General features: G+C 68.5%; 22 protein-coding genes. 14 read left to right on the forward strand and 8 right to left on the reverse strand.

Annotated features, from left to right (window positions below):
- Positions 1 to 187 precede the first annotated feature (187 nt).
- The 7 genes from AB0I69_RS22375 (at position 188) to AB0I69_RS22405 (ending at position 8,099) form a co-directional block, all read left to right on the forward strand.
- Complete coding sequence (locus tag AB0I69_RS22375; protein ID WP_363097381.1) at positions 188 to 676, forward strand: hypothetical protein; 489 nt, start codon at positions 188 to 190, stop codon at positions 674 to 676.
- Positions 677 to 686: 10 nt separating this feature from the next.
- Positions 687 to 1,997: a sensor domain-containing protein gene (locus AB0I69_RS22380; RefSeq protein WP_363097382.1), complete on the forward strand. Its 1,311-nt coding sequence runs from the start codon at positions 687 to 689 to the stop codon at positions 1,995 to 1,997.
- 15 nt (positions 1,998 to 2,012) lie between these two features.
- Positions 2,013 to 2,660: a response regulator transcription factor gene (locus AB0I69_RS22385; RefSeq protein WP_363097383.1), complete on the forward strand. Its 648-nt coding sequence runs from the start codon at positions 2,013 to 2,015 to the stop codon at positions 2,658 to 2,660.
- 409 nt (positions 2,661 to 3,069) lie between these two features.
- Complete coding sequence (locus tag AB0I69_RS22390) at positions 3,070 to 3,669, forward strand: hypothetical protein (protein ID WP_363097384.1); 600 nt, start codon at positions 3,070 to 3,072, stop codon at positions 3,667 to 3,669.
- 244 nt (positions 3,670 to 3,913) lie between these two features.
- Positions 3,914 to 4,396, forward strand: a complete 483-nt coding sequence (locus tag AB0I69_RS22395; protein ID WP_363097385.1) for a hypothetical protein — start codon at positions 3,914 to 3,916, stop codon at positions 4,394 to 4,396.
- Positions 4,397 to 4,476: 80 nt separating this feature from the next.
- Positions 4,477 to 7,179 (forward strand): tetratricopeptide repeat protein, encoded by a 2,703-nt coding sequence (locus tag AB0I69_RS22400; protein WP_363097515.1) that lies wholly within the window; start codon positions 4,477 to 4,479, stop codon positions 7,177 to 7,179.
- A gap of 137 nt (positions 7,180 to 7,316) precedes the next feature.
- A complete protein-coding gene (locus AB0I69_RS22405) occupies positions 7,317 to 8,099 on the forward strand; it encodes a TSUP family transporter (protein WP_363097386.1) in 783 nt (260 codons plus the stop codon).
- A gap of 12 nt (positions 8,100 to 8,111) precedes the next feature.
- Here AB0I69_RS22405 and AB0I69_RS22410 read toward each other — a convergent pair whose 3' ends face one another.
- Entirely contained in the window at positions 8,112 to 8,729 is a 618-nt protein-coding gene (locus tag AB0I69_RS22410) for a class F sortase (protein WP_363097387.1), read from the reverse strand.
- Positions 8,730 to 8,849: 120 nt separating this feature from the next.
- Positions 8,850 to 9,368: a hypothetical protein gene (locus AB0I69_RS22415; RefSeq protein ID WP_363097388.1), complete on the reverse strand. Its 519-nt coding sequence runs from the start codon at positions 9,366 to 9,368 to the stop codon at positions 8,850 to 8,852.
- A 307-nt stretch (positions 9,369 to 9,675) separates the two neighbouring features.
- Between AB0I69_RS22415 and AB0I69_RS22420 the strand changes: the two genes are divergently transcribed.
- A complete protein-coding gene (locus tag AB0I69_RS22420) occupies positions 9,676 to 10,260 on the forward strand; it encodes an NAD(P)H-dependent oxidoreductase (protein ID WP_363097389.1) in 585 nt (194 codons plus the stop codon).
- Positions 10,261 to 10,371: 111 nt separating this feature from the next.
- Here AB0I69_RS22420 and AB0I69_RS22425 read toward each other — a convergent pair whose 3' ends face one another.
- Entirely contained in the window at positions 10,372 to 10,638 is a 267-nt protein-coding gene (locus tag AB0I69_RS22425; protein ID WP_363097390.1) for a hypothetical protein, read from the reverse strand.
- Positions 10,639 to 10,909: 271 nt separating this feature from the next.
- A complete protein-coding gene (locus AB0I69_RS22430) occupies positions 10,910 to 11,656 on the reverse strand; it encodes a TetR/AcrR family transcriptional regulator C-terminal domain-containing protein (protein WP_363097391.1) in 747 nt (248 codons plus the stop codon).
- A 160-nt stretch (positions 11,657 to 11,816) separates the two neighbouring features.
- Here AB0I69_RS22430 and AB0I69_RS22435 point away from each other — a divergent pair, with 160 nt between their 5' ends.
- Positions 11,817 to 13,334, forward strand: coding sequence for an MFS transporter (locus AB0I69_RS22435; protein ID WP_363097392.1), 1,518 nt, complete (start codon positions 11,817 to 11,819; stop codon positions 13,332 to 13,334).
- A gap of 114 nt (positions 13,335 to 13,448) precedes the next feature.
- Here AB0I69_RS22435 and AB0I69_RS22440 read toward each other — a convergent pair whose 3' ends face one another.
- The 3 genes from AB0I69_RS22440 to AB0I69_RS22450 form a co-directional block, all read right to left on the reverse strand.
- On the reverse strand, positions 13,449 to 14,372 hold the full coding sequence (locus AB0I69_RS22440; RefSeq protein ID WP_363097393.1) for an RNA polymerase sigma-70 factor: 924 nt from the start codon (positions 14,370 to 14,372) through the stop codon (positions 13,449 to 13,451).
- 56 nt (positions 14,373 to 14,428) lie between these two features.
- Positions 14,429 to 14,905 (reverse strand): carboxymuconolactone decarboxylase family protein, encoded by a 477-nt coding sequence (locus AB0I69_RS22445; RefSeq protein WP_363097394.1) that lies wholly within the window; start codon positions 14,903 to 14,905, stop codon positions 14,429 to 14,431.
- A 284-nt stretch (positions 14,906 to 15,189) separates the two neighbouring features.
- Entirely contained in the window at positions 15,190 to 16,833 is a 1,644-nt protein-coding gene (locus tag AB0I69_RS22450; protein ID WP_363097395.1) for a M4 family metallopeptidase, read from the reverse strand.
- A gap of 174 nt (positions 16,834 to 17,007) precedes the next feature.
- Between AB0I69_RS22450 and AB0I69_RS22455 the strand changes: the two genes are divergently transcribed.
- Positions 17,008 to 17,424: a gamma-glutamylcyclotransferase family protein gene (locus AB0I69_RS22455; protein ID WP_363097396.1), complete on the forward strand. Its 417-nt coding sequence runs from the start codon at positions 17,008 to 17,010 to the stop codon at positions 17,422 to 17,424.
- A gap of 7 nt (positions 17,425 to 17,431) precedes the next feature.
- Here the strand turns inward: AB0I69_RS22455 and AB0I69_RS22460 are convergent, their stop codons facing one another.
- Positions 17,432 to 18,118 (reverse strand): ElyC/SanA/YdcF family protein, encoded by a 687-nt coding sequence (locus tag AB0I69_RS22460; protein ID WP_363097516.1) that lies wholly within the window; start codon positions 18,116 to 18,118, stop codon positions 17,432 to 17,434.
- 222 nt (positions 18,119 to 18,340) lie between these two features.
- On the opposite strand from AB0I69_RS22460, the gene AB0I69_RS22465 reads away from it, so the two are divergent.
- From AB0I69_RS22465 to dnaG, 4 genes are all read left to right on the forward strand, one after another.
- Positions 18,341 to 19,207: a sirohydrochlorin chelatase gene (locus tag AB0I69_RS22465; protein WP_363097397.1), complete on the forward strand. Its 867-nt coding sequence runs from the start codon at positions 18,341 to 18,343 to the stop codon at positions 19,205 to 19,207.
- Between the two features lie 148 nt (positions 19,208 to 19,355).
- Entirely contained in the window at positions 19,356 to 20,675 is a 1,320-nt protein-coding gene (locus AB0I69_RS22470) for a deoxyguanosinetriphosphate triphosphohydrolase (protein ID WP_363097398.1), read from the forward strand.
- A 93-nt stretch (positions 20,676 to 20,768) separates the two neighbouring features.
- Positions 20,769 to 22,034: an FAD-dependent oxidoreductase gene (locus tag AB0I69_RS22475; protein ID WP_363097399.1), complete on the forward strand. Its 1,266-nt coding sequence runs from the start codon at positions 20,769 to 20,771 to the stop codon at positions 22,032 to 22,034.
- Positions 22,035 to 22,081: 47 nt separating this feature from the next.
- Positions 22,082 to 23,986, forward strand: coding sequence for a DNA primase (dnaG, locus tag AB0I69_RS22480; protein WP_363097400.1), 1,905 nt, complete (start codon positions 22,082 to 22,084; stop codon positions 23,984 to 23,986).
- Positions 23,987 to 24,041: the final 55 nt, after the last annotated feature.

The raw sequence follows: 24,041 nt of genomic DNA on the forward strand, positions 1-24,041 counted from the left end.
GCGGGAGCGCGCGGGGGGTGTGAGGGTTCGGGGTGCGCGCCGGGGGAGGAGTGTGAGGTTCGGTTAACCGAACCCCCGGGTCCCGTGCAGGCACCATCGTGTACAGCGGGCGGCGGCGGAAAGCTGGAGACATCGGTTCACAGCAGTTCACACGAGCTGCGCCGATTCATGTGCAGGGGGATGCACCATGACCACCGCCCCGGACCCGACCTCCGTCCACGCCTGGAACCTCGTCCGCGCACCGTTCACCGCCACCACCTGGCGCCGCACGGCCTACGCACTCCTCGCCCTCCCGCTCGGCCTCGCCTGTATCCCGCTCGCCCTCCTCGGCGCCCCCACGGCCCGCTGGCAACGGGGTCTCGTCCACCGCTTCCTGGACACGGAGATCCCGGGCACCGCGCGCGCCGGCGGCCTGCCCCACGCCCTCCTCGCCACGCCCCTCAACCTGATCACGGCGTTCATCACGCTCTACGGCTGGGCGATCGTGCCCATGAACCTCGGCTGGCCGCTCCGCGCCGGCGACGACTACTCCAGCGCCTGGGGCGGGCCCACCTTCGCCGGAGCCTGGGCCTTCCACGCCGTGCTCGGCGGCATCGGCTTCCTGCTGCTGATGCCGTGGGCGGTGCGCGGCCTGACCGCCGTGCAGCTCCGTGTCGCCAGGTCGTTCCTCTCCTAGGTTGATCCCCATGCCGAGCCTCCGCTCCCGCCTCCGCACGCTCGCCGTCGCCACCTTCGGCCGCCGCGCGCTGAAGGCTGTCCTCTACGGCGTGATCGCCTTCCCGCTCGCCCTCGTCGGCTTCTTCCTAACGCTCGTCGGGCTGGCGTTCGGCGGGGCCCTGTCGGTGACCACGCTCGGCCTGTGGCTGCTGGCGGCGACCGTGCGCGGCTCGCTGGCACTGGGCGCGCTGCAACGGGGACTCGCGCGCCGGCTGCTCGGCCTGGAGATCGAACAGCCCAGCGCAGGGGATGGAGGCAAGGGGGTGCTCGGCTGGCGTCGTGGCATCCTGCTGGACCGAACCGGGTGGCGAGCCGTCGGCTGCGCCCTGTTGACACCGTTCACAGCCGTTTTCGCGTACGCAGCCGTCGTCATCGGCTACGTCTACGGCGTCCTGTTCACACTGCACCCGCTGCTCAAGCGCTGGAACTACAACACGGTTCACACCACGGACGGCACCACGCACCACAGCTCCACACACCACGTGTCACTGGAGTTCTTCGGTTACCAGCTCGACTCCTGGCCACGCTGGTTGATTCCGTTCACAGCCGGTTTGCTGTTGCTGGCCGTCGCACCCCTTCTCCTCCGTTACGCCCTCGGCCCGCACCGCGCCCTGTTGACCGTGCTGCTCGGCCCCGATGCCGCGACCCGCCGCATCCGCACCCTGGAGGAGACCCGCGCCCGAGCCGTCGACGACGCCGCCGCCACCCTCCGCCGTATCGAACGCGACCTGCACGACGGCACCCAGGCCCGCCTGGTAGCCCTGGCCATGCACCTCACCCTGATCCGCGAACTGGTCACCGCAGGCGCCGCCGCCGACCGCGTCCTCACCGCCGTCGACACCGCCCAGGGCAACGCCACCCAGGCCATCACCGACCTGCGCCACCTGGTCAAGGGCATCCACCCGCCCGTACTCGACGAGGGTCTGCACGCCGCCCTCACCACCCTCGCCGCCGACAGCGCCCTCCCCGTCACCCTCACCACCGACATCGGCACCCGCCCCACCCCGGCCGTCGAGACCATCGCCTACTTCTGCGCCGCCGAACTCCTCGCCAACGCCACGAAACACGCCCACGCCACGGCAGCCGCCGTCGACGTCACCGCCCGCGACGGCATCCTGCGCCTGCGCGTCACCGACGACGGACAGGGCGGCGCGATGATCGGCGCGGGCTCCGGACTCACCGGCCTCCTCGCCCGCGTCCGTACGGTCGACGGCACGCTGACCTGCGACAGCCCGCACGGAGGCCCTACGGTGGTCACGGTCGAACTGCCTCATACGTGAACGGAGCCGTGCCGCATGCGCGTCGTCATCGCCGAGGACTCGGCCCTCCTGCGCGACGGCCTGGTCCAGTTGCTCCAGCTACGGGACGTAGAAGTCGCCGCGGCGGTCGGCGACGCCGAGGCGCTCCTCACCGCGGTGGCAGCACACGCCCCGGACGTCGCCGTCGTCGACATCCGCCTCCCGCCCACCCAGACCGACGAGGGTGTACGGGCGGCCGTACAACTACGCGACCGGCACCCCGCGACCGGCGTCCTGCTGTTCTCGCAGTACGTCGAGACGACCCACGCGGCCCAACTCCTGGGCAATCCAGCCGGGTTCGGGTACCTCCTCAAGGAACGGGTCGTAGACATCGGGGAGTTCGTCGGCGCACTCGAACGCGTCGCGGCCGGCGGCACCGCACTCGACCCCGAGGTGGTGGCCCAACTCTTCGGCGCCGCCCGCCGATCCACCGCCCTCGACACCCTCACTCCCCGCGAGCGCGAGGTCCTCGCCCTGATGGCGGAGGGCCGCACGAACCACGCGATCGCCACCACGTTCACGGTCTCGGAACGAGCCGTGGAGAAGCACGTGGCGAACATCTTCGCGAAGCTCGACCTATCCCCCTCGGAGACGGGAAACCGCCGCGTACTCGCAGTACTCCGCTACCTCGAAGCCGGGCGCTGAGCTCAGACCGCGACGATCATCCGATCATGCCAGTGATCTCCCGCAAGGGCTCCTCGAACTCCATGGTGTCCTCGTCTCGTCGGCCTGCGGACTGATCTGCCGGCCCTGACTCAAGAAGACCCGCCCATGATCTCCTGGCGAACGAGAATCAGATCGTCACGAATTCCCACGAGGGGACGCCTGCAACGCGCGATACCCGCGTAGAGCCGCCTATCGCCCGAGGCACGTCTCCCACTCATTACTTGCCTTCCCTGCGCCTCTCTGGCCTGCCTCTTTGGAAGCGTAATGCGAGCTACCAGTTATTATCTTTACCTTGACGTGATGGAGGCCGGGCGAGAGACTCTGGATTGAATTCAAAAACTATCTGCGATCCTGAAGTTGGAACTGTTTGGCATTCAAAGAAGGAGGAGTGCCGGATTCGCCCGGAAGTGCCGTCTGCTATGTCGGCGACCAGGCGTTGGCCTGCAAAAACGCGAAAATTACTATGCTGTGGAAGGGTTCTCACGTGACTCGGCAGAGCGAATCTATCGGACGTCGGCTTCCTATTTTCGGGGTCGCAGTTCCGGGCGTCGAAGAAGAGGCAGCATTAGTGGGCGCAGGCGTTACCGCCCAAGCGCAAGGAGGAGTTGGACTCGGCCCGGGTTGGGCGGACCTGCCGAATGGCGCGTTCGGGACGGAGGACGCGGCCGATCTGATTACCTATGAGGTGCAGAAGAAGGCTGTCCCTGACGATGTGGTGGAGTTCACTCTCGCGATCAGCTACACGAGTAGTGGCTGGGCCAAGGCCATAATCATGCCGGACGGTGAAGGTAACAACTTCATAATCCAGGCGCAAGGTCGAGGTTCCTCGGCGAGTAATGGCCTTTATGTGGGTCAGACAAAGAAGGGCCAGGTCCTCACCTTCCGCAAGCCAAAGGGGTTCGGTATCTGGTACGACGTAATCCAAATAGGTTACCTTGAGGGTCTGGATCCGGGCGACCGCGTCATGTTTACCTGGCAGCATGATTGAGCCCTTTCCGGGCCGGCGGCGTCGACTGCTGGTTGGAGAGTGCTGCGCGACGGTGAAGCTCCTGGCAAGCGGGTTCTTGACCAAGATCACCCGTGTCTGCCAGGAGCTTCGTCCGCTTGTCTAAGGGCACATCTGCAAGACCGTGTTACGAGCTCTCAGGACTCTTCGATCGGGGAATGGCTCTCCCGTAATGGTGGAGAGGCCTTCGGCGCCTCAACTTCGCGCATACAAAAGGTGACTTCCGATGGACGACGCCATCGCTACCTTGGCCATGACGGGTAGCACCACCATCGTTACGGCGATGGCCACTGCGGCCTGGCAGTCAACCCGTGATGGCACGGCTCGACTGTTTCGAAGGATGGGAAGGGCCCAGCAGGAGGCGATCGAAGACCAGCTGAATGCCAATGCGGCTCGCGTAGCCCAGGCAGAAGGCCCTGCCACAGATGTACGTCAGTGTCTGGTGCCTCTATGGCGGCGGGAGTTGGCTGAGCTTCTCCAGCAACACCCCGATGCAGCAGGCGAACTCCGAGCACTGATCTCCCATGCGCAGGACGAACTACCGTCGGCGCAATACGACTACGTACAGAACATCACCGCCCACATTGGCGGAAGGGCCTTCGGCGTTCAAGACGGAGATCTCAACGTTCATTTCGGTACCGATGGCGAGTCGACCCACACGCCACCATCAACCGGGAACGCCGGTGACAGCAACGGTGCGGGGCAGTGACGTCACCATTCACTCCCGGAGAAGGGGCTGACGTACCCCGGCAGTCGGTACGGGCCGACGGCGGATACGCGTACGGCGTGATGGGCGCCGACCTCCATGTCTTCCAAGACCGCGGCCCCATCTACTACTTGGCTGAACCTCATTCGCTGGAACCGGGTGAACAGATTGATGCGGCGTCGCTGAGGAAACAGCCCAGTCTTCTGCTCAACGCCCGTTACCGTGTCGTGGATTTCGGCGGACGCGACTCCGAACTGGGCGATCTGGAAGCCTGGCGGGACGATGTCGGTCGTCGAATCGCCGCGCGATGGCTCCATGGCCCCGGCGGCCAAGGCAAGACTCGGCTTGCGGCGGAATTCGCGGCGGACAGCGGCGCGGCCGGCTGGAAGATCGTCACAGTGATCCATGGCCGTGGCGCGATCGCCCCGCAGCCTCAAAGCGTGGACTTACGCTTGGACGAGGCAAGGGGTGTGCTCCTGGTCGTGGACTATGCCGACCGATGGCCGCTGTCCCACCTGGCCTGGCTGTTCAACAACGCTCTCCTTCACCACGCCGTTCCCACCCGTCTTCTGATGGTGGCCCGCTCGGCGCAGAGTTGGATCCCTGCCCGCTCCGTCCTGCGGGAGCGGCGCGTCGCCACCGATCAGTACCTGCTCCGGCCGCTGGCCGACGGCGACGAACTCGGCGTACGCGTACAGATGTTCAACATGGCCCGTGATCGATTCGCCGCGGCTTACGGCATCGTCGATCCGACCGCGGTCACATCGCCCGTCTCGCTGAGGGGTTCCGACTTCGGTCTCATTCTGGCCCTGCACATGGCCGCTCTGGTCGCCGTCGACGCACATGCCAACGGTGAGCAAGCCCAGCTACCCCATGACATGGCAGGCTTGTCGGCTTACCTACTGGATCGGGAACGTCGGCACTGGGCCCTGCTGTATGAAAACGGCCAAAAAGAACAACTCGACTTCAAGACTCCGTCCGAGGTGATGGCGCGCGCTGTTTTCACAGCCGCTCTCACCGGCTCAATGCCTTTCTCTCAGGGCAAGGCGATCCTGCATCAGCTCGACCTGGAGATCCATCCTGACCGAATCCTGTCCGACCATGGTGCCTGCTATCCCTGCCCGGACGCGGAATCAGTTCTGGAACCGCTCTACCCCGACCGTCTCGCAGAAGATTTCCTCGCGCTCACTCTGCCCAACCATCATGTGCCCGAGCATCCGGGCGCCGTATGGGCGACCGACGTGGTCGAGATACTCACCGGTCAAGCTTTCCACGGCACTGTTCCCGTTCATATCGCTCGCGCGATCACGTTCCTGGCCGCCGCAGCCGGTCCCGGCCGTTGGGATCACGTGGCAGCTCACCTCAACAGACTGCTGGGTGCCAGTCCCGCGATGGCCATGGAAGCCGGTAGTGCCGCACTGACCTTGCTGGCCGACGTCCCCGGTATCGACACCACGGTCCTGGAAGCCATTGAAAGCCTGTTCCCCGAGGGGAAAAACGCCGACCTCGACCTCGGTATCGCCGCCGTTGTCGACCGCTTGGCCCGTCGTCGCCTCGCCATGACTCAAGACCCCCTCACGCATGCGAGGGTCCGCGATGCCCTCGCCCAGCGTCTGCACAATGCGGGGCTGCACTCCGAAGCCATCGTCGCCGCGACAAGCGCCTGGCCGGCATGGCGCTGCCTCGCACGGACCAACCCGGACCTTGAGTCGGTCTTCGCCATCTCTTTGTGCAACCTCAGCATCTATCTGCTGGCGGTGAACAGACGGCGGGATGCTCTGATGATCGCCACAAGATCGGTGGAGATACTTCGTCGATGGAAGCCCGAGATGCTCCGTCGGGAGTCGGCAAGGGGCTTGCTCGTTCACGCGCCCACCTTCGCCGCGGCATTGACAGTCCTCAGTGCTTGCCTGTTGCGGATGGGCCAGCCGTCGGAAGCCCTGATCTCGGCCACAGAAGCAGTGGTGATACGGAGACGTCTGGCCGCCGGTGACCCTACGGCCCACGAGCCTTCCCTTGCCGAATCTCTGATGAGCGTCAGTGGCATTCTCAATGAGGCGGGGCGCTGCCAAGAGGCTGTTCTGCCGGCCGAAGAGGCTGTCGGCATCCTTCGACGCCTGGCAGACGACGCGCCGAACGCCCATGAGCCGGCCCTCGCTGTCGCGCTGTCGAACCTGGGCTTCTTTCGGTGCCGGGCCAAGAGGTGGCAGGAAGCTCTGGTACCCGCCGAGGAGGCAGTCAAGAGGTTGCGGCGGCTTACGGACATCAACGCCGCGGCCTTCGAACCTGATCTCGCCCGCTCGCTCTCCTGTCTGGGCCTGGCTCTGTCAGAGGCGGAGCGCTGGCCGGAAGCCGTCGACGCACAGGTTGAAGCTCTGATCATCCGACGGCGGCTTGTTGCGGCCGATGCCGATGTCTACGCCCACGACCTCGCCGGTAACTTGACCAAGCTCAGCGTCGGCCTTGCAGACCTCGACCGCTGGGAAGAAGCCCTCCACCACTCCCTGGAAGCGGTGGCAATACGACGGCGGCTGGCTGCCGCCAACCCAAGCGCCTACGAATTTGATCTCGGCATCGCTCTGATCGGACTCGCCTACCTCCTGGGCACCAGCCGATCGGGTATGCCGTTGGCGCTTGAGGCTTTGGACGAAGCCATAGAGATCAATGAAAGGGCCGCGGAAAGTAATCCTCTCGCGGCTGGTGTCAACTTGAATTCGGGAAGAATCTTACGGACACATCTCGTCGAGAAAATCAAGGAAATCAATTCCGACGGTGATGCCGTATAGCCCATGGCGGTGCCGATGATCCGCCGGTTGCCGATGGCGACCACGCGGGCTGTTCTCCCACCACGCAGACGATGATCAGCGGTCAAGGGCTGGACACACTGCCGTCGACCAGGCACGAGATCGCTGGGGTCATGATCATGCCCGACATACCGCTGACCATGGTCGCCGTCCTCTGCCTCACGGCCCTCGCGGCCGGCTGGATCGACGCCGTGGTGGGCGGCGGGGGACTGCTCCTGCTCCCGGTACTCCTGCTCGGCCTGCCCGCCGGCACCCCGGCCGCCACCGCACTCGGCACCAACAAGGCCGTCGCGATCGTCGGCACGTCCGGGGCAGCGGTGACGTACGCCCGCAAGGCCCCGGTAGATGTCGGCCTCGCCGTACGCATCGGCCTGGCGGCCCTCACCGGCTCCTCCGCCGGCGCCTTCTTCGCGGCCGGCATGAGCACCGACGTACTCAAGCCGGTGATCATGGTCGTCCTGCTCGCAGTCGCCACCTTCGTCATCCTCCGCCCGGCCTTCGGCACGGCCCCCACCCCGGTCCCGGCCACCCGCCGCCAGATCCTCGCCGCAATCGGCCTCACCGGCCTGGGCATCGGCTTCTACGACGGGCTCGTCGGCCCCGGCACCGGCACGTTCCTGGTCCTCGCGCTCACCGCCGTACTCCACCTCGACCTGGTGACCGCCTCGGCCACCGCGAAGATCGTCAACTGCTGCACCAACGCGGGCGCCCTCGCGATGTTCGCCTGGCAGGGCACGGTCCTGTGGCAACTCGCCGCGCTGATGGCGGTGTTCAACCTCGCGGGCGGAATGCTGGGCGCACACACGGCACTGAAGCAGGGCAGCGGTTTCGTGCGGGTCGTGCTGCTGACGGTGGTCTTCGCGCTGGTGACGAACCTGGCGTACCAGCAGTGGCTGGCCTGAGAGTTGCTTCGTTCAGCGACTACCACTCAGGTGCGCGAACACCACAACGTTCCCCTGATACCCCGTCGACCGCGAGTACCCGCCCCCACACGTGATCACCCTCAACTCCGGCCGCCGCGCGGCCCCGTAGACCTTCTGATCGGGAAAGTGGCTCGCCTGATACACCTCGACCGCGTCCACCGTGAACAGCGCGACGCTCCCGTCCAGCCGGTCCAGCTCGATGGTGTTGCCCTTCTTCAGGGCGCCGAGGTCGTAGAAGACGGCGGGACCGTCGGCGTTGTCGACATGGCCCGCGACGATCGCCGTGCCGGTCTCACCGGGGGTGGTGCCGGCCTCGTACCAGCCGGCGAGGTTCTTCTTCGCGGCCGGGGGGACGTCGAGGCTGCCGGTGCTCGTCAGCTTGAGGCCCATCAGCGGGGCGTTCACATGGATGGCCGGGATACGGATGTGATCCGGCGGCGACGGCGGCAGCGCACGGGCCGCGGTGCGCGCGGTGGCCGGATCGGGCCGCCCCTCGGCGGCGGACGGCTGCGGCGGGGCGTTCGTCCCGGAGCCGCTGGTCAACAGCCACGCGCCGGTGCACAGGGCGACCACGGTGACGGCCCCTATCGCGGTGTTGCCGAAACGCATCACGCACCCCTCTCCAGAAACCAGGGACTGCCCCGCGCCCCCCTCCGGGCCACGAGGGGCGTCGGACCCGGAGGGGGAGGGGACTTGCGGTACCGGCGGACGGACAGCGGAGGGTGTCCGTCAGAACCTGTCGCCTCTCGCCCGGCGATGCAGGAGCCAGGTACCGCCCGCGGCGGCGACGGCGAGAGCCGCCACGCCGGCCGCGGTCTGCACGGGGTCGGGGCCCAAGGCGCCGCCGACCCCCGTCTTCACACTTCCGCGCGGCTGCACCTGCTGCCGCATCGAGGCCAGCGTCACCATCAGATCGCCGCTGACCTGCCGTCCGTCCGTGCACTTCGCGACGATCTCGTACGTCCCCGGCTGCGCACTCGGCGGCACCTTGAACTGCCCGATCGCATCGCCCTCGTGCGCGCTCGGCGCCAGCGTGAACGTGCCGGCGCCCACCGCGCTGGCGTCACCGGCGGCCGTACCGTCGTCGCCGCAGGCCGCCGTGTTCACGGTGACGTCGCCGCCCGGCACGGCGCTCGACGGGAACACCTCCAGGCTGCCGGTCTCGCCGCCGTACGCCGGTGCGGTCGCGAGACCCGCGGCGGCGACGGCAAGCGCGGTACCGGTCAACAGACGGGCGGTACGTCGCATCGGTGCTCCTCCGAGCTGTGGTTGGCTGCCCTTCCGAGGTAAGTGGCACCGGGCCGAGCCCGCTTCCTGAGCGCGCGTCAGAAGTGTGGTGAATGGGTGTCAGAAAGGGCTTCCGACGCGCCTTCTCGTCGCTGTTTCAGCAGGTCATAGCGGTACGACGGGCTACGGCGAAACCCGTCCCGGAGAAGAACCCGAAGAGCGCAAGCCGCGCGTGTGAACGGGTGACCGGGCACCACCGGGTGCCGCCTACAGGGATGATGCCGGTCGCCCTTGACCTCAAGAATGGTTGAGGTACCAGGCTGCCTGCATGGACACCACTACCGCTCCGCTGACCGTGACCGTCGTGATCGGCAGCAACCGCCACGGCCGCTTCGGCCCGGTCGTCGCCGACTGGCTCCTCACCCACGTCCGCGACCACCCCGACCTCACCCTCCAGGTCGTCGACGTGGCCGAGACCGACCACCTGCCCACAAGCCTCGCCCCGACCCCGGAGGCGACCGCCGCACTGGCCGGCATCACCCCGAAACTGTCCTCGGCCGACGCCTTCGTCGTCCTCACCCCCGAGTACAACCACTCCTTCCCGGCGGGCTTGAAGAACCTGATCGACTGGCACTTCACCGAGTGGCGCGCCAAGCCCGTCGCCCTCGTCTCCTACGGCGGTCTCGCGGGCGGCCTGCGTGCGGTGGAACACCTGCGCCAGGTCTTCGCCGAACTCCACGCCGTCACGGTCCGCGACACCGTCTCCTTCCACAACGCGGGCGCGTCCTTCGACGACGACGGCCGCCTCAAGGACGCCACGGCCCCGGACGCGGCGGCGAAGGCGATGCTGGACCAACTGGTGTGGTGGGGAAGGGCGTTGAAGGAGGCGCGCCAGGTGCGGCCGTTGATCTGACGCAAAAAAAGAATGCAAAAAAAGGGGGCGGCCGACGCAGGTCGGCCGCCCCCTTCACACCGTCACTGACGGCCCGGTGCGTTACCCGGGCCGGTGCGCCGGGTGGACGTGTCAGTAACCGAAGACGCCCTGGAACGTGCCGCGGTCCCAGTCGTGGTCCGTCTTGGTGGTCGAGGCGTAGACGGGGCCGACGTGGTTGATGACACCGGCGAACATCGTGTTGTCGACGTGCCCGGAGCCCTGGGAACCGGTGCCCTGGACGAGCCCGCCGTCGTCGTGGCGGAACCCGCCGTCGTCGTGGGCGAGGGCCGCGCCGGCGCCGCCGAGCAGGATGCCTACGGCGAGGACGGACGTGGTCAGGGCGGAACGCATACGCATTACTACTCCCAATGATCTTTGGAAGACGCGCCGGAAAACAGACGCATCGGTCGGTTCAACGCCACAAACGATCACTGAAAACGGCATGCCACTTCGGTGACGCCACGTGGATCACGTCCTGATTCACTCAAACGGGAACCCGCCCCACGCCAGAAGAACCGCACCGCCGGAGCATGCCTCGATCCGGTCGAACGCGACCGCCACATCACCGAGTTCGAGCAGGGCGCCCCAATTCCGGCTGTCCTACGGCGACCGACCTGGCGGGCGGGGCCTAACGCGTCAGCCGTAGCGACAGCCCGTCGAGGACGACATCGAGGCCGTAGGCGAACTTGTCGTCGCGCAGCGCCACCGGGTCGGTGATCGTGGCGGCCGACTCGGCGTAGGCACCGGCGAGATGGGCATGGTCGGCCGCGGCCTGCCGGGCGGCCGGCATCAGACGGGCGATGAACTCGGCCTCGCTCTCCCCGGACCGCGCGACCGTCGTGAGCCAGGCGGCCTCGGTCGTGCTCATCCCGATCGTGTACGACAGCACGGCGTCGATCGCGCCGCTCGGCTCGGGGAATCCGACGGCCGTGAACAGCGCGGCCAGCCGCTCGGAGAAGGACATGAGGTTGGGGCCGAGGTAGGCGAGCCCGGCCTGCCCGAGCACCGAGGACAGCCAGCGGTGCCGTAGCGCGGTCGTACGGAACGACGCGGCGGCCTCGGTGACGGCGGCGCGCCAGTCGGCGGCGTCCGCGTCCGGGACGTGGATCTCGGCGGCGACCTCGTCGACGGCCAGTTCCATCAGCTCGTCCTTGGTCGCGACATGCCGGTAGAGGGAGGTCGCGCCCGCGTTGAGGCGGGCGCCGAGCTTGCGCATGCTCAGCGCCTCGATGCCGTCGGCGTCCAGCATCGCGATCGCCTCGCGGACGATCGCGTCCCGGCTGAGCGCGGGCTGGTCGGGCGCGCGCTGCTCACGGGCCCACACGGAGGGGATGGGGTTCGGCTTCGCCGTCGTGGGCTTGGTCCTGGCGGCCATGGGGACTCCTTCGCGCGGGTCGTGCGTACGTCGTTCGCGTCCAGCGTACAGAGTTCAAGGATTGCGCACACTGTTCTGTTGTGCGTACAGTGTTCGCATCGAAGGAACGGTGTACGCAAGAAGCCGGCCGATGACGCCGACGACTCTGAAGGGAAGCCCCATGGAAACCCGAAACCCCCGGCGCTGGTGGATCCTCGTCGTGCTGTGCCTCAGCTCGCTGGTGCTGGTGGTCGACAGCATGGCGCTGACCGTGGCGGTCCCGTCGATGACCGAGAGCATCGGGGCCAGCGCCCAGGACACCCAGTGGATCCTCGACTCCTACATCCTGGTCTTCGCCGGCCTGCTGCTGACCTCCGGCAGCCTCGGTGACCGCTTCGGCCGCCGGAAGGTGATGCTGATCGGCCTCGTGCTCTTCGGGGCGGCGTCACTGGCGGCGACGTTCTGCACGAACCCCGGCGAGGTGATCGCTTCACGGGTGGCGATGGGGGTGGGCGGGGCGCTGATCATGCCGTCGACCCTCTCCATCCTCATCACGGTCTTCGACGCGGAGGAGCGCGGCAAGGCGATGGCGGCCTGGGGTTCGGTGTCGATGCTCGCGCTGGTCGGCAGCCCGGTGCTCGGCGGCGTACTGATCGACCACTTCTCGTGGCACTCCATCTTCTTCCTCAACGTGCCGGTCGTGGCGCTCGCCCTGGTGGCCGGTGTGACGCTGATGCCGGAGTCCAAGGGCCCCTGGCAGAAGCCGGATCCGCTGGGTGCGGTGCTGTCGGCGGTCGGTATGACGGCGCTGATCTGGTGGATCATCGAGATCCCGCAGCACGGCGCGTTCGCCGGCCGAGGGCTCGTCACCCTGGTCGTCGCCGTCGCGTCGCTCGCCGGATTCGTGATCTGGGAGAACGTCACGCCGACCCCGATGGTGCCCCTGGTCCTCTTCAAGCACCGCAATTTCAGCGGCGGTTCGCTCTCGCTGACCCTCGTCCAGATAGGCAACGGCGGTCTGCTGCTGGTACTCACCCAGTACCTGCAGTTCGTGCTCGGCTACTCGCCGGTCAAGGCGGGCCTGGCCTTCGTCCCGCTGGCGGTCGCGGCGCTCGTCGGCAACGCGGCCGGCGCCAAGTTCACCGCCAAGTACGGTCACCGCTACCTGATCCTGGCGGGCATGCTGGTGATGGCCTCCTCCTTCGCCCTGCTGACGACGGTCACGGCCGACACCGGCTTCACCGTCCCGGCGGTCGCCCTCGGCCTCCTGGGCCTGGGCGCGGGCCTCGCGATGCCGGCTGCGGTGGGCGCGCTCATGGGCACGATCCCGGAGGACAAGGCGGGCGTCGGCTCGGCCCTCAACGACACCATCCAGCAGGCCGGTACGGCTCTGGGCATCGCGATCCTCGGCTCCCTCCTGTCGAGCCGCTTCGCGGACGAGATGCCTTCGGGGACGTCGGACGAGGCACGGCACTCGATCGGCGGGGCGCTGGCGGCGGCCCACGGTGACGCGGCGCTGGTCCGCACGGCCCGGGAGGCGTTCACGAACTCCATGTCGACGACCTTCACCGTCAGCGCGGTCGGGGTCGTGGCGGCGGCGGTACTGGCCGCGGTGGTGATGCGGGACGGGAAGCCGGGCGCGGCGGAGACCGCGACCGCGACTGAAGAGGGGGCGCAGGAAAGGGAGTTGACCGCCTGACCTCGACTCCCTTGAAGAACAAGGCCGTTGCCCCCTGTGGGCGGCGGCCTTGTCGTGTTGCCTGCGAGGACCGAAGCCGACGGGGAGCCGTAGCATCCCCTCGCGGTCGCGTCGTCAGTTCTCCGTGCGGCGGGCCCGCTTCAGTTCGCGGTCCACGGCCCAGGCGTCGGCGACCGGTCCGAGGTGGGAGAGCTTGTCGGGGTTGACCACCGCGCGGATGGTCTGGATCTGTCCGTCGAGCACTTCGAGGACCAGGGTGTGGAGCACCTTGCCGTCGCGGTCGCGGAAGAGCGCGCCGGGCTGGCCGTTGACCTCGTGCGGCTCGAACGACACGTCGATCCGGATCAGCCAGGGGAAGACCGTGCCCAGCACCCGGGCCACGTTCTCCGCACCCATGACCGCCCTGGCCAGCTGCGGGGCCTTGCCGCCGCCGTCCCCGACGAACTGCACGTCGGCGGCCAGCAGTTCACGCAGTCCGGCCACGTCGCCGTCCTTCAGCGCGTCGAAGAACCGTGTCGCCAGCTCCTGCCGCTCCTGACGGTCCGCCGCGAACCGGGGCCGCTTGTCCGCCATGTGCCGCCGCGCCCGCACCAGCAGTTGCCGGCACGCCGACTCCGAACGCCCCACGGTGGTGGCGATCTCGTCGAAGCCGAAGGCGAACACCTCCCGCAGCACGAACACCGCCCGCTCCAGCGGGCTGAGTTGCTCCAGCAGCAGAAGGGCCGCCATCGACACCGAGTCGGCCAACTCCACCGACCGCGCCGGATCCTGGTACGGGTCGCTCAGCAACGGCTCGGGGAACCACGGCCCGACGTACTCCTCCCGCCGTACCCGCGCGGAACGCAGCACGTCGATCGAGATCCGCGTCACCGTGGCCGACAGGAACGCCTTGGTCGACGTGGGCCGGGTCGCCGAGCCGTCGTAGCGCAGCCAGGTCTCCTGGACCGCGTCCTCGGCCTCGCCCACGCTGCCCAGGATCCGATAGGCGATCGAGAACAGCAGTGGCCGCAGCTCCTCGAACTCCTCGACCTTGCTCACGCCGAACCCCGTTCCTCTGATGGCCTGTTGGTGTCCGTCCCGTTCAGTAGTCCCGCTCAGCCGAACAGGCCGGGCTCGTAGTCGCCGGCGCACGGCTGGCGGGTGATGATGTTCAGCCGGTTCACCGAGTTCATGAAGGAGACCAGGATGACCAGCGTGGTGAGCTGCTCGTCGTCGTAGTGCTTGGCGGCGTGTGCCCACACCTCGTCGCTCACCCCGCCGGCCGCGTCCGCGACCCGGGTGCCCTCCTCGGCCAGCTCCAGCGCGGCCCGCTCGGCGTCGGTGAAGACCGCGGCCTCGCGCCACGCCGCGACCAGGTTCAGCCGCACCGAGGTCTCGCCGGCCACGGCGGCCTCCTTGGTGTGCATGTCGACGCAGACCGCGCAGCCGTTGATCTGGCTGACCCGCAGCGCCACCAACTCCTGGGTCAGGGCGGGCAGTCGGGAACCCTTGAGCGACCTGCCGACCGCCATGAACTGCTTGGCGGCCTTGCCGGCGATCGGGCTGGCGAGGTAATTCAGTCGTGCGTCCATGGGTGCCCTCCGTGGGCCGTGGTCGTCAGTGGCTACATCCCCGAGACGAGATGGCCCGACCTCCTGTGACATGGACGAATGTGACCCGGCTCACTCCACCGTGATCAACGGCTTCAGCTGCGGCGTTCTGCCGACCACGGCCCGATGCGCCACCCGCGCCGAGTAGGTCGCCGTGGAGCCGGACGTGGGCGTCACGCGCACCGACCTGCCTGCCCTGGAAGGACACCGGCCCCCTACGGCATTCACCTGCCGTAGGGGGCCGTGAAGACACGGCAACCCGGGTCTCACCCCACGCCGACCGCGCTCCACGCCGCGCCCACCGCGTTGTACTCCGAACTCCCCGCCCCGTAGAGGTCCTTGGCCGCGCTGAGCGTCGCCGTCCGGGCACCGGCGTAGTTCGTCGAGGACGTCATGTAGACCGTCAACGCCCGGTACCAGATCGCCCCCAGCTTGGCCCGGCCGATGCCGCTCACCGAAGAGCCGTTGCACGTGGGTGAGTTGTAGCTCACGCCGTTGATGGTCTTCGCACCGCTGCCCTCCGCGAGGAGATACGCGAAGTGGTTCGCGACGCCCGAGGAGTAGTGGACGTCCAGGTTCCCGACCGTCGAGCTCCAACAGTCCGCGGAATTACCGTCCTTGGACGGCTTGTCCATGTACCGCAGTGCCGACCGGCCGAATCCCGAGCGGACGATCTTCTCGCCGATGAGGTAATCCCCAGGATCGGAGGAGTTGTTGGCGTACCACTCCACGAGCGTGCCCATGATGTCGGAGGTCGCCTCGTTGAGCCCGCCGGACTCGCCCGAGTACGTCAGCGCCGCCGTCTTGGACGTGACGCCGTGCGTCATCTCGTGCCCGGCGACATCCAGCGCCACCAGCGGACCGAGCTGCGTCCCGTCACCGTCGCCGTACGTCATGCAGAAGCAACTGTCGTCCCAGAAGGCGTTGTTGTAGCTGTTGCCGTAGTGGACGCGGTTGTACGAACCCTTGCCGTCGCCCGCGATGCCGTTCCGGCCGTGGACGTTCTTGTAGTAGTCCCAGGTCTCGTCGGTGCCGTACTGCGCGTCCACCGCCGCCGACGCGCGGTCCGAAGTCGCCCCGGTACCCCAGTGGTTGTCGGTGTCCGTGAACACCGTGGACGGCGCCCGGCTGATGCAGATGCCGAGGATGCACAGGTCGGTCTTGTTCGCCGCGTCACCGGTGTACGTCCCACCGCGCGTCGCGTCCGTCAACTGGTACGTCGATCCCGACAGCGTCGTCTGCAACGGCACCGTCCCGCTGTACAGCGACTTTCCATCACCCGTCGCCGTCTCCACACTGTCCCAGGCGTCGATCTGGGCACCGGTCCGGGCGTCGGTCAGCACCGTGCGGGCGACCGGGTTGCCGAGCGAGTCCTTGGCGACCGCGTTCGTACGCCAGGCCAGCTTCGGGGCGCCGTGCAGGGCGTCAACTATCAGCTGGGGCTTGGCAGTCACCCCCTTCAGCACGTCGCCGAGATTCGCCGCCCGCAACGCGTTCACGGCGAGGTCCGCCGCCTTGGGGGCGGCCACCTTCGGTGTCACCGACGACAGGGATATGGAGTTCCGGGTCGCGCGGTCGGCACTCCGATAGCTCCCGTTCGGCGCCAGATGGACCACGAAGTCGCCGCCTAGGACAGGGAGTTGACGGTACGTCCGGTCGTAGCGGACGTGCTGGGTGCCGTCCGCGTCGACGATCACGTCCCGGACCGACGTGCCCTCCGCGGCCGTCAGACCCAGGTTCGCGGCATGGGCCAGCAGCGCGGAGGCGGCGTTCGCGATCGCGCCGGCCCGGGTCGGCCGGTCGGCCGCGTGGGCGGTGGGGGAGAGAGTGGCGGCCAACAGGGTCGCGGCACCGGCCGCGATACCGGCCGTGGCGAGACGGGAACCTCGAATGTGCCGTGTCCGACTCATCGGTCTCCTCAGGAACGCAAGTGGGGGGCGTGGGGGCCGCGTTGATGTTGAATGAGATTTAAGGGGGCATGACATGCCGTGTCCAGAGCGCGTACATCGCCTGGTGTGAGGGGTGAGAATCGGTTCTGCGGGGCTTCCGTAGAGAGACCTCGGAAGGAGGAAGGAAGGAGAACGATGACGAGCCTTCCTTTCTTCGTCTACGGCACCCTCCGCCCCGGCGAGCCCAACCACGACCGGTTCCTGCGCGGTCGTACGGACTCCGAGGAACGGGCACGACTCCACGGCGCCGCCCTCTACGACGGCCCCGGCTACCCGTACGCCGTCGAGGAACCCGGCTCGGTGATCGTCGGCGAACTCGTCACCGCCCGACCCGGGGCCCACCCCCAACTCCTCATGGAACTGGACCGACTTGAGGACTACGCCCCCGGCGACCCGCACAACCTCTACGAGCGCGTCGAACGCAGGGTGACCCGCGACGCCGACGGCACGGACGTACGCGCCTGGGTGTACCTGGCCGCCCTCTCCGTGACCGCCCGCCTCCGCACCCACGGCAAGCTGATCGAGAGCGGCGACTGGCTGGGCCGCCGCTGAACGAGCCTCAGCCGCCGGAGGCCAGCGCCCGCGTCACCCCCGCCTCCTTCGGCCCGAGGAAGTGGGGATCGGGATGGAACACCGCGTCCAGCGCCGCCTTGCCCGCCGCGAACACCTCGCGGCTGCCGCCGTAGTACCAGGTCACGTCGTGCGTGTCGTCCACACCGACGCCGTACGAATCGACCTCCGCCGCGTCGCACAGCGCGACCGCCCGCCGGATGTGGAATTCCTGACTGATCAGCACGGCCTTGTCGACGCCGAAGATCTTCTTCGCGCGGACGCAGGAGTCCCAGGTGTCGAAACCGGCGTAGTCGGTCACGACCTGCCCTCGCGGCACCCCGTGCTTCGCCAGATAGGCACGCATCGCGTCCGGCTCGTCGTAGTCCTTGCGGCTGTTGTCACCGGTCACCAGGACGACCTTCACCCGGCCCTCCCGGTACAGCGTCGCCGCCGCGTCCAGCCGGTGCGCGAGATACGGCGACGGCTCGCCGTCCCACAGCCCGGCCCCGAAGACCACGGCCACATCGGTGCGCGGCGCGTCCTGAAGGGTCCGCAGCCGGTCAGCCGTGGACACCCACAACCAGGTCGCCGGAACCAGCGCGAGGACACAGCCGAGGGCAACCCCCTGCACGAGCTGCCGCCACCCGGCACGCGTGCGTGGCAGTCGCGGTCGGCGAGGTCTCGGGCGGCGCATCAGACGTGTCAACGGGGGCCCCTCCGCGTTCGGTTTCGACAGTCACAGACGCGCCGTAAGGCGCTCCGGTTCGCCGCCCGCAGTGTGACCGGCTTCACTGTGAATCCGGAAGTCGCAGGTCACGTCGCCTCACACACCCCCCGCACCCCACCGTGAACCCCCGGAAAACACCCGTCATTCCGGTGCAACGGGACGGCAACGTCCCCCCGCCACCATCACTCCATGACGGCGTCGCATCACCCTCACGACGAGTCCACGACCCTCGACAGTACGGCGCATCTCATGAACCGGATCAGCAGCCAGCTCGCCGACCAGCTCAGCCTCGTCTCCCTGAACGGCACCAGGCGCCCCGTCCCGCCCGCGCTCGTCCTGGTGGCACACGGCAGCCGCGACCCGCGCGCCCTGAGCACCGTACGAGCCCTCGTGGAACGCGTCCGCGAACTGCGCCCAGGCCTCCCCGTCCACCTGGGCCACATCGAACTCAACGAGCCCCGCCTCCCGGACACTCTCGCCCGACTGGGCACCGCGGAAGCCGTCCTGGTCCCCCTCCTCCTGGCCCGCGGCCACCACGTCAAGCAGGACATCCCCGAGATGGCCGCAACGGCCCAGGCACGCACGCGCGTGGCACCCCCTTTGGGCCCGCACCCCCTCCTCGTGGAGACCCTCTACGACCGCCTGGTGGAGGCGGGTTGGCGCACGAGGATGAACGACCAGACCCGGCGGGCGAGCGCCGTGGTCCTGGCCGCGGCAGGCTCCCGGGACCCGGACTCCAAGCTCGACACCAACCGCACGGCCCACCTCCTGGCCGACCGCCTGGGCGTCCCCGTGGTCCCCGCGTACGCCTCGGCGGCGACCCCGACGGTCCAGGCAGCCGTCCGCGCCCTTGCCGCCAGAGGCCGCCACAGGGTGGCGGTGGCATCCTGCTTCACGGCCCCCGGCCGCTTCGCCACCCAGTGCGCGGAACAGGCCCCATGGCTCGCATCGGCCCCCTTGGGAGCCCACCCGGCAATGGCCCGCTTGGTCCTCCACCGCTACGACCAGACGCTGGCGACGAGGGATGCCACGGTCCCGGAGTTGGCGTCGGCTTAAAACCAACGGAGGGGCGGGTTCCTTAAGGGGCGCGGGGAACTGCGCGACCAGCCACAACGCACCCGCACTCGCGAACGAACCGCACCCGGCAGACGCATAGGCGCCCCGCAACTCCCGAATTGTCACTACCGCCGCTTACTGTCGAAGCATGGACGGCACAGCAGCACCGCACACCTACGACCCGACGTCAGTCGACCGCTGGGCAACAGAGCCGGACAAACGCCCGGGCCGCACGGCCTTCCAACGCGACCGCGCCCGCGTACTGCACTCCGCCGCCCTACGCCGCCTCGCAGGCAAGACCCAGGTAGTCACCCCAGGAACCCGCAGCCAGGCCTGGGACGCCAGCCCCCGCACCCGCCTCACCCACTCCCTGGAGTGCGCCCAGGTGGGCCGCGAACTCGGCGCAGCCCTCGGCTGCGACCCCGACCTCGTCGAAGCGGCCTGCCTCTCCCACGACCTGGGTCATCCCCCCTTCGGCCACAACGGCGAACAGGCACTGAACGAATTCGCGGACGACTGCGGCGGCTTCGAGGGCAACGCCCAGTCTCTCAGGCTCCTCACCCGCATCGAACCGAAGCGCTTCGTAAGAAGCGACACGACAGGCGAGATGGTGAGCGTGGGCCTCAACCTCACCCGGGCCACCCTCGACGCGGCCACCAAGTACCCCTGGCCGCGCGGAGCGCACCCCACCGACCCCAAGTCCCCGAAGTTCGGCGTCTACGATGACGACAGGCCCGTCTTCGACTGGGTCCGCAAGGGCGCCCCCGGCACGCGCACGTGCTTCGAGGCCCAGGTGATGGACTGGTCGGACGACGTGGCGTACTCGGTGCACGACGTCGAGGACGGCCTGCACGCGGGCCACATCGACCCCAACTACCTGCACGCCGAACCGGAACGCGAAGAGATCTTCAGGGTGGCCATCGGCCGCTACGTCCCCGCGGACACGGCCCCCGACGAACTCGCGGAGGCGCTGGACCGGCTCCAGAACCAGCCGTGGTGGCCGCACGGCTACGACGGTTCGGCCGTCGCGCAGGCCCGCCTCAAGGACGCCACCAGCCAGCTCATCGGCCGCTTCTGCCTGGCCGCCGAGTCCGCCACGCGCGCGGCGTACGGCACCGGCCGCCTCACCCGCTACGACGCCGAGCTTGTCGTACCGCACGAGGCACGGCTGGAGTGCGCGGTCCTCAAGGCGGTCGCCGACCGGTATGTGATGCAGCGTGCGGAGCAGGCGCGCATCCGTGCCGACGAGCGCATCGTGGTCGCCGAACTCGCCGAGGTGCTCACGACGCGCGCGCCCGACGGTCTGGAGCCGCAGTTCCGCGCCCAGTTCGACGAGGCGCCCGACGACCGCGCCCGCAAGCGGGTGATCGTCGATCAGATCGCGTCACTCACAGACGCGTCGGCGCGGTCCCTTCACGCGCATCTCACATCGCTGGGGCACAGTGACGCGAAACAAGCCCGAATGTGACCCTCCGTGGCCTGATCGGGCCACACCCCCTTCCCGCATCACGCTGCGTGCGGGACGCTCGCATATGGCGGCACCATTACGAGGAGGCATCAAGTGGTCGACGCGGATCAGACGTTCGTCATCATCGGAGGAGGCCTGGCCGGCGCCAAGGCGGCCGAGACGCTCCGAGCGGAGGGCTTCACCGGCCGCGTGATACTGATCTGCGACGAACGCGACCACCCGTACGAGCGCCCGCCGCTGTCCAAGGGCTACCTCCTCGGTAAAGAGGAGCGCGACAGCGTCTTCGTACACGAACCCGCCTGGTACGCGCAGAACGACATCGAGCTGCACCTCGGCCAGACCGTCGACGCCATCGACCGTACGGCGAAGACAGTGCGCTTCGGAGACGACGGCACCCTTGTCCGCTACGACAAACTGCTCATCGTCACCGGCTCCGAGCCCCGCCGCCTCGACATCCCCGGCACGGACCTCGCGGGCGTCCACCACCTGCGCCGCCTCTCGCACGCCGAGCGCCTGAAGAACGTCCTGTCGTCCCTGGGCCGGGACAACGGCCATCTGGTGATCGCCGGTGGCGGCTGGATCGGCCTGGAGGTCGCTGCGGCGGCCCGGGAGTACGGCGCCGAGGTCACCGTCGTGGAGCCGTCGCAGACCCCGCTGCACGGGGTCCTCGGCCCCGAACTGGGCCAGATCTTCGCCGACCTGCACGCCGAGCACGGCGTCCGTTTCCACTTCGGCGCCAAGCTCACCGAGATCGTCGGCCAGGACGGCATGGTGCTGGCCGCCCGCACCGACGACGGCGAGGAGCACCCTGCGCACGACGTCCTCGCGGCCATCGGAGCGGCCCCGCGCACCGCCCTCGCCGAGGCGGCGGGCCTGGAGCTGGCCGACCGTGCGCACGGCGGCGGCATCGCGGTCGACGAACGGCTGCGCACCTCCGACCCCGACATCTACGCGGCCGGTGACGTGGCCGCCTTCCACCACGCCCTGTTCGACACCCGCCTACGGGTGGAGCACTGGGCGAACGCCCTCAACGGCGGCCCGGCGGCGGCCCGCGCGATGCTCGGCAAGGACGTCACCTACGACCGCGTGCCCTATTTCTTCTCCGACCAGTACGACATGGGGATGGAGTACTCCGGCTGGGCGCCCCCGGGCTCCTACGACGAAGTGGTGATCCGGGGAGACGCGGGCAAGCGGGAGTTCATCGCCTTCTGGCTGAAGGAGGGCCGCGTGCTGGCCGGGATGAACGTGAATGTGTGGGACGTCACAGAGCCCATCCAGCAGCTCATCCGCTCCCGCGCGCGCGTGGACACCGAGGCCCTCGCGGACCCACACGTTCCACTGGACAGCCTGGGCGTCTGAACGGTCTCGTCGTCACTGGTGTCAGTCCGGCCCCGTAGAATTCACGCGTGGCAGGACGGATCAACGACGAGGACGTGAAGGCGGTTCGGGACGCGGTCCCGATCGACGCCGTGGTGTCCGAGTACCTCCAGCTGCGCAACGCGGGCGGCGGAAACCTGAAAGGTCTCTGCCCCTTCCACGACGAGAAGTCGCCGTCCTTCCAGGTCAGCCCCAGCAAGGGTCTCTTCCACTGCTTCGGCTGCCAGGAGGGCGGCGACACCATCACGTTCGTGATGAAGGTCGACCACCTCACGTTCTCGGAGTCGGTCGAGCGCCTGGCCGCCCAGGCCGGCATCACGCTGCGGTACGAGGAGGGCGGGTACAACCCCGCCCACCAGCGCGGCGAGCGCATCCGCCTGGTCGAGGCCCACAAGGTCGCGGCCGACTTCTACGTGGAGCAGCTCGCCGTCAGCCCAGAGGCGGACACCGGCCGCAAGTTCCTCGCCGAGCGCGGCTTCGACCAGTCCGCCGCCGAGCACTTCTCCGTCGGCTACAGCCCGCAGGGCTGGGACCACCTCACCAAATACCTCCGCGGCAAGGGCTTCACCGACAAGGAGATCCTCCTCTCGGGCCTCGCCCAGGAGGGCCGCCGCGGCCCCATCGACCGCTTCCGCGGCCGCCTGATGTGGCCGATCCGCGACATCGGCGGCGAGGTCGTCGGCTTCGGCGCCCGCAAGCTCTACGAGTCGGACAACGGCCCGAAGTACCTCAACACGCCCGACACTGCGATCTACAAGAAGTCACAGGTCCTCTACGGCATCGACCTCGCCAAGAAGGACATCGCCAAGTCCAGCCGCGCGGTCGTCGTCGAGGGCTACACGGACGTCATGGCCTGCCACCTCGCCGGAGTCACCACCGCCATCGCGACCTGCGGCACGGCCTTCGGCACCGACCACATCAAGATCCTCCGCAGGCTCCTGATGGACAACGGCTCGGCGCGCGTGATCTTCACCTTCGACGGCGACGCGGCCGGCCAGAAGGCAGCCCTGCGCGCCTTCGAGGACGACCAGAAGTTCGCCGCCGAGACGTACATCGCCATCGCCCCCGACAACATGGACCCCTGCGAACTGCGCCTCGCCAAGGGCGACCAGGCGGTCGCCGACCTCGCCGAACCCCGCACCCCGCTCTTCGAGTTCGCGCTCCGCCAGATCGTCGTCCGCTACGACCTCGACACCCCCGCGGGCCGCGCCTCAGCCCTGGACGAGGCAGCCCCCATCGTCGCCCGCATCAAGAACAGCGGCGCCCAGCACGAAGTGGCCGTCCAACTCGCGGGCATGCTCGGCATCCTCGACACCCAGTTCGTGGTCAAGCGCGTTGCCCAGCTGGCCCGTTGGGCCCGCGACCGCGGCGGCAAGGGCCCGGCGCCGACCCGCGGCGCACAGGAGCAGCAGTACGGCGCCACCCCCCGCACCCCCACCGGAGGCCCCGCCCTCACCCTCCGCAACCCCGTCTTCGCCACCGAGCGCGAGCTCCTCAAACTCGCCCTCCAGCGCCCCGAGTTGGTCTCCCCGGCCTTCGACGCGTACGGCGTCGACGAGTTCACCGCCGCGCCCTACGCGGCCGTACGCGAGGCGATCATCGAGGCGGGCGGCGCCGAGTACGGCCTCCAGGACGCGCAGGACTATCTGGTCCGCGTCCGCGAGGCGGCACCGGACGACACGGTCCGCGCGATGGTCACGGAGCTGGCCGTCGAGGCGATCCTGCGCCGCACGGTCGACGAGAACTACGCGGGCGAGCAGCTGGTCACCGTCCGCCGAAGAGCCGTAGTGCGCCGTATCCACGACATCCAGGGCACGCTCACCCGCCTCGGCAGCCACGGCGACTCGGCGGAATTGGCCGCCGTACAGAACGAGTTGTGGGTACTTCAGCAGTACGACCAGGCACTCCAGGTGCACGGCGCCACAGCGCTCTGAGCGCGTAGTTACGGAACGGACTCAAAAAGTCACCGCACGCCCCTCGTGGCGGCGA

The organism is Streptomyces sp. NPDC050508 (genome assembly GCF_040655155.1).
Classification (GTDB): Bacteria; Actinomycetota; Actinomycetes; order Streptomycetales; family Streptomycetaceae; genus Streptomyces.

Excerpts from the sequence above, each read along its gene's own strand:
- AB0I69_RS22375 (WP_363097381.1), top strand. The coding sequence starts at position 188 with ATGACCACCGCCCCGGACCCGACCTCCGTCCACGCCTGGAACCTCGTC.
- AB0I69_RS22380 (WP_363097382.1), top strand. The coding sequence starts at position 687 with ATGCCGAGCCTCCGCTCCCGCCTCCGCACGCTCGCCGTCGCCACCTTC.
- AB0I69_RS22385 (WP_363097383.1), top strand. The coding sequence starts at position 2,013 with ATGCGCGTCGTCATCGCCGAGGACTCGGCCCTCCTGCGCGACGGCCTG.
- AB0I69_RS22395 (WP_363097385.1), top strand. The coding sequence starts at position 3,914 with ATGGACGACGCCATCGCTACCTTGGCCATGACGGGTAGCACCACCATC.
- AB0I69_RS22400 (WP_363097515.1), top strand. The coding sequence starts at position 4,477 with ATGGGCGCCGACCTCCATGTCTTCCAAGACCGCGGCCCCATCTACTAC.
- AB0I69_RS22405 (WP_363097386.1), top strand. The coding sequence starts at position 7,317 with ATGCCCGACATACCGCTGACCATGGTCGCCGTCCTCTGCCTCACGGCC.
- AB0I69_RS22410 (WP_363097387.1), bottom strand. The coding sequence starts at position 8,729 with ATGCGTTTCGGCAACACCGCGATAGGGGCCGTCACCGTGGTCGCCCTG.
- AB0I69_RS22415 (WP_363097388.1), bottom strand. The coding sequence starts at position 9,368 with ATGCGACGTACCGCCCGTCTGTTGACCGGTACCGCGCTTGCCGTCGCC.
- AB0I69_RS22420 (WP_363097389.1), top strand. The coding sequence starts at position 9,676 with ATGGACACCACTACCGCTCCGCTGACCGTGACCGTCGTGATCGGCAGC.
- AB0I69_RS22425 (WP_363097390.1), bottom strand. The coding sequence starts at position 10,638 with ATGCGTATGCGTTCCGCCCTGACCACGTCCGTCCTCGCCGTAGGCATC.
- AB0I69_RS22430 (WP_363097391.1), bottom strand. The coding sequence starts at position 11,656 with ATGGCCGCCAGGACCAAGCCCACGACGGCGAAGCCGAACCCCATCCCC.
- AB0I69_RS22435 (WP_363097392.1), top strand. The coding sequence starts at position 11,817 with ATGGAAACCCGAAACCCCCGGCGCTGGTGGATCCTCGTCGTGCTGTGC.
- AB0I69_RS22445 (WP_363097394.1), bottom strand. The coding sequence starts at position 14,905 with ATGGACGCACGACTGAATTACCTCGCCAGCCCGATCGCCGGCAAGGCC.
- AB0I69_RS22450 (WP_363097395.1), bottom strand. The coding sequence starts at position 16,833 with ATGAGTCGGACACGGCACATTCGAGGTTCCCGTCTCGCCACGGCCGGT.
- AB0I69_RS22455 (WP_363097396.1), top strand. The coding sequence starts at position 17,008 with ATGACGAGCCTTCCTTTCTTCGTCTACGGCACCCTCCGCCCCGGCGAG.
- AB0I69_RS22460 (WP_363097516.1), bottom strand. The coding sequence starts at position 18,118 with ATGCGCCGCCCGAGACCTCGCCGACCGCGACTGCCACGCACGCGTGCC.
- AB0I69_RS22465 (WP_363097397.1), top strand. The coding sequence starts at position 18,341 with ATGACGGCGTCGCATCACCCTCACGACGAGTCCACGACCCTCGACAGT.
- AB0I69_RS22470 (WP_363097398.1), top strand. The coding sequence starts at position 19,356 with ATGGACGGCACAGCAGCACCGCACACCTACGACCCGACGTCAGTCGAC.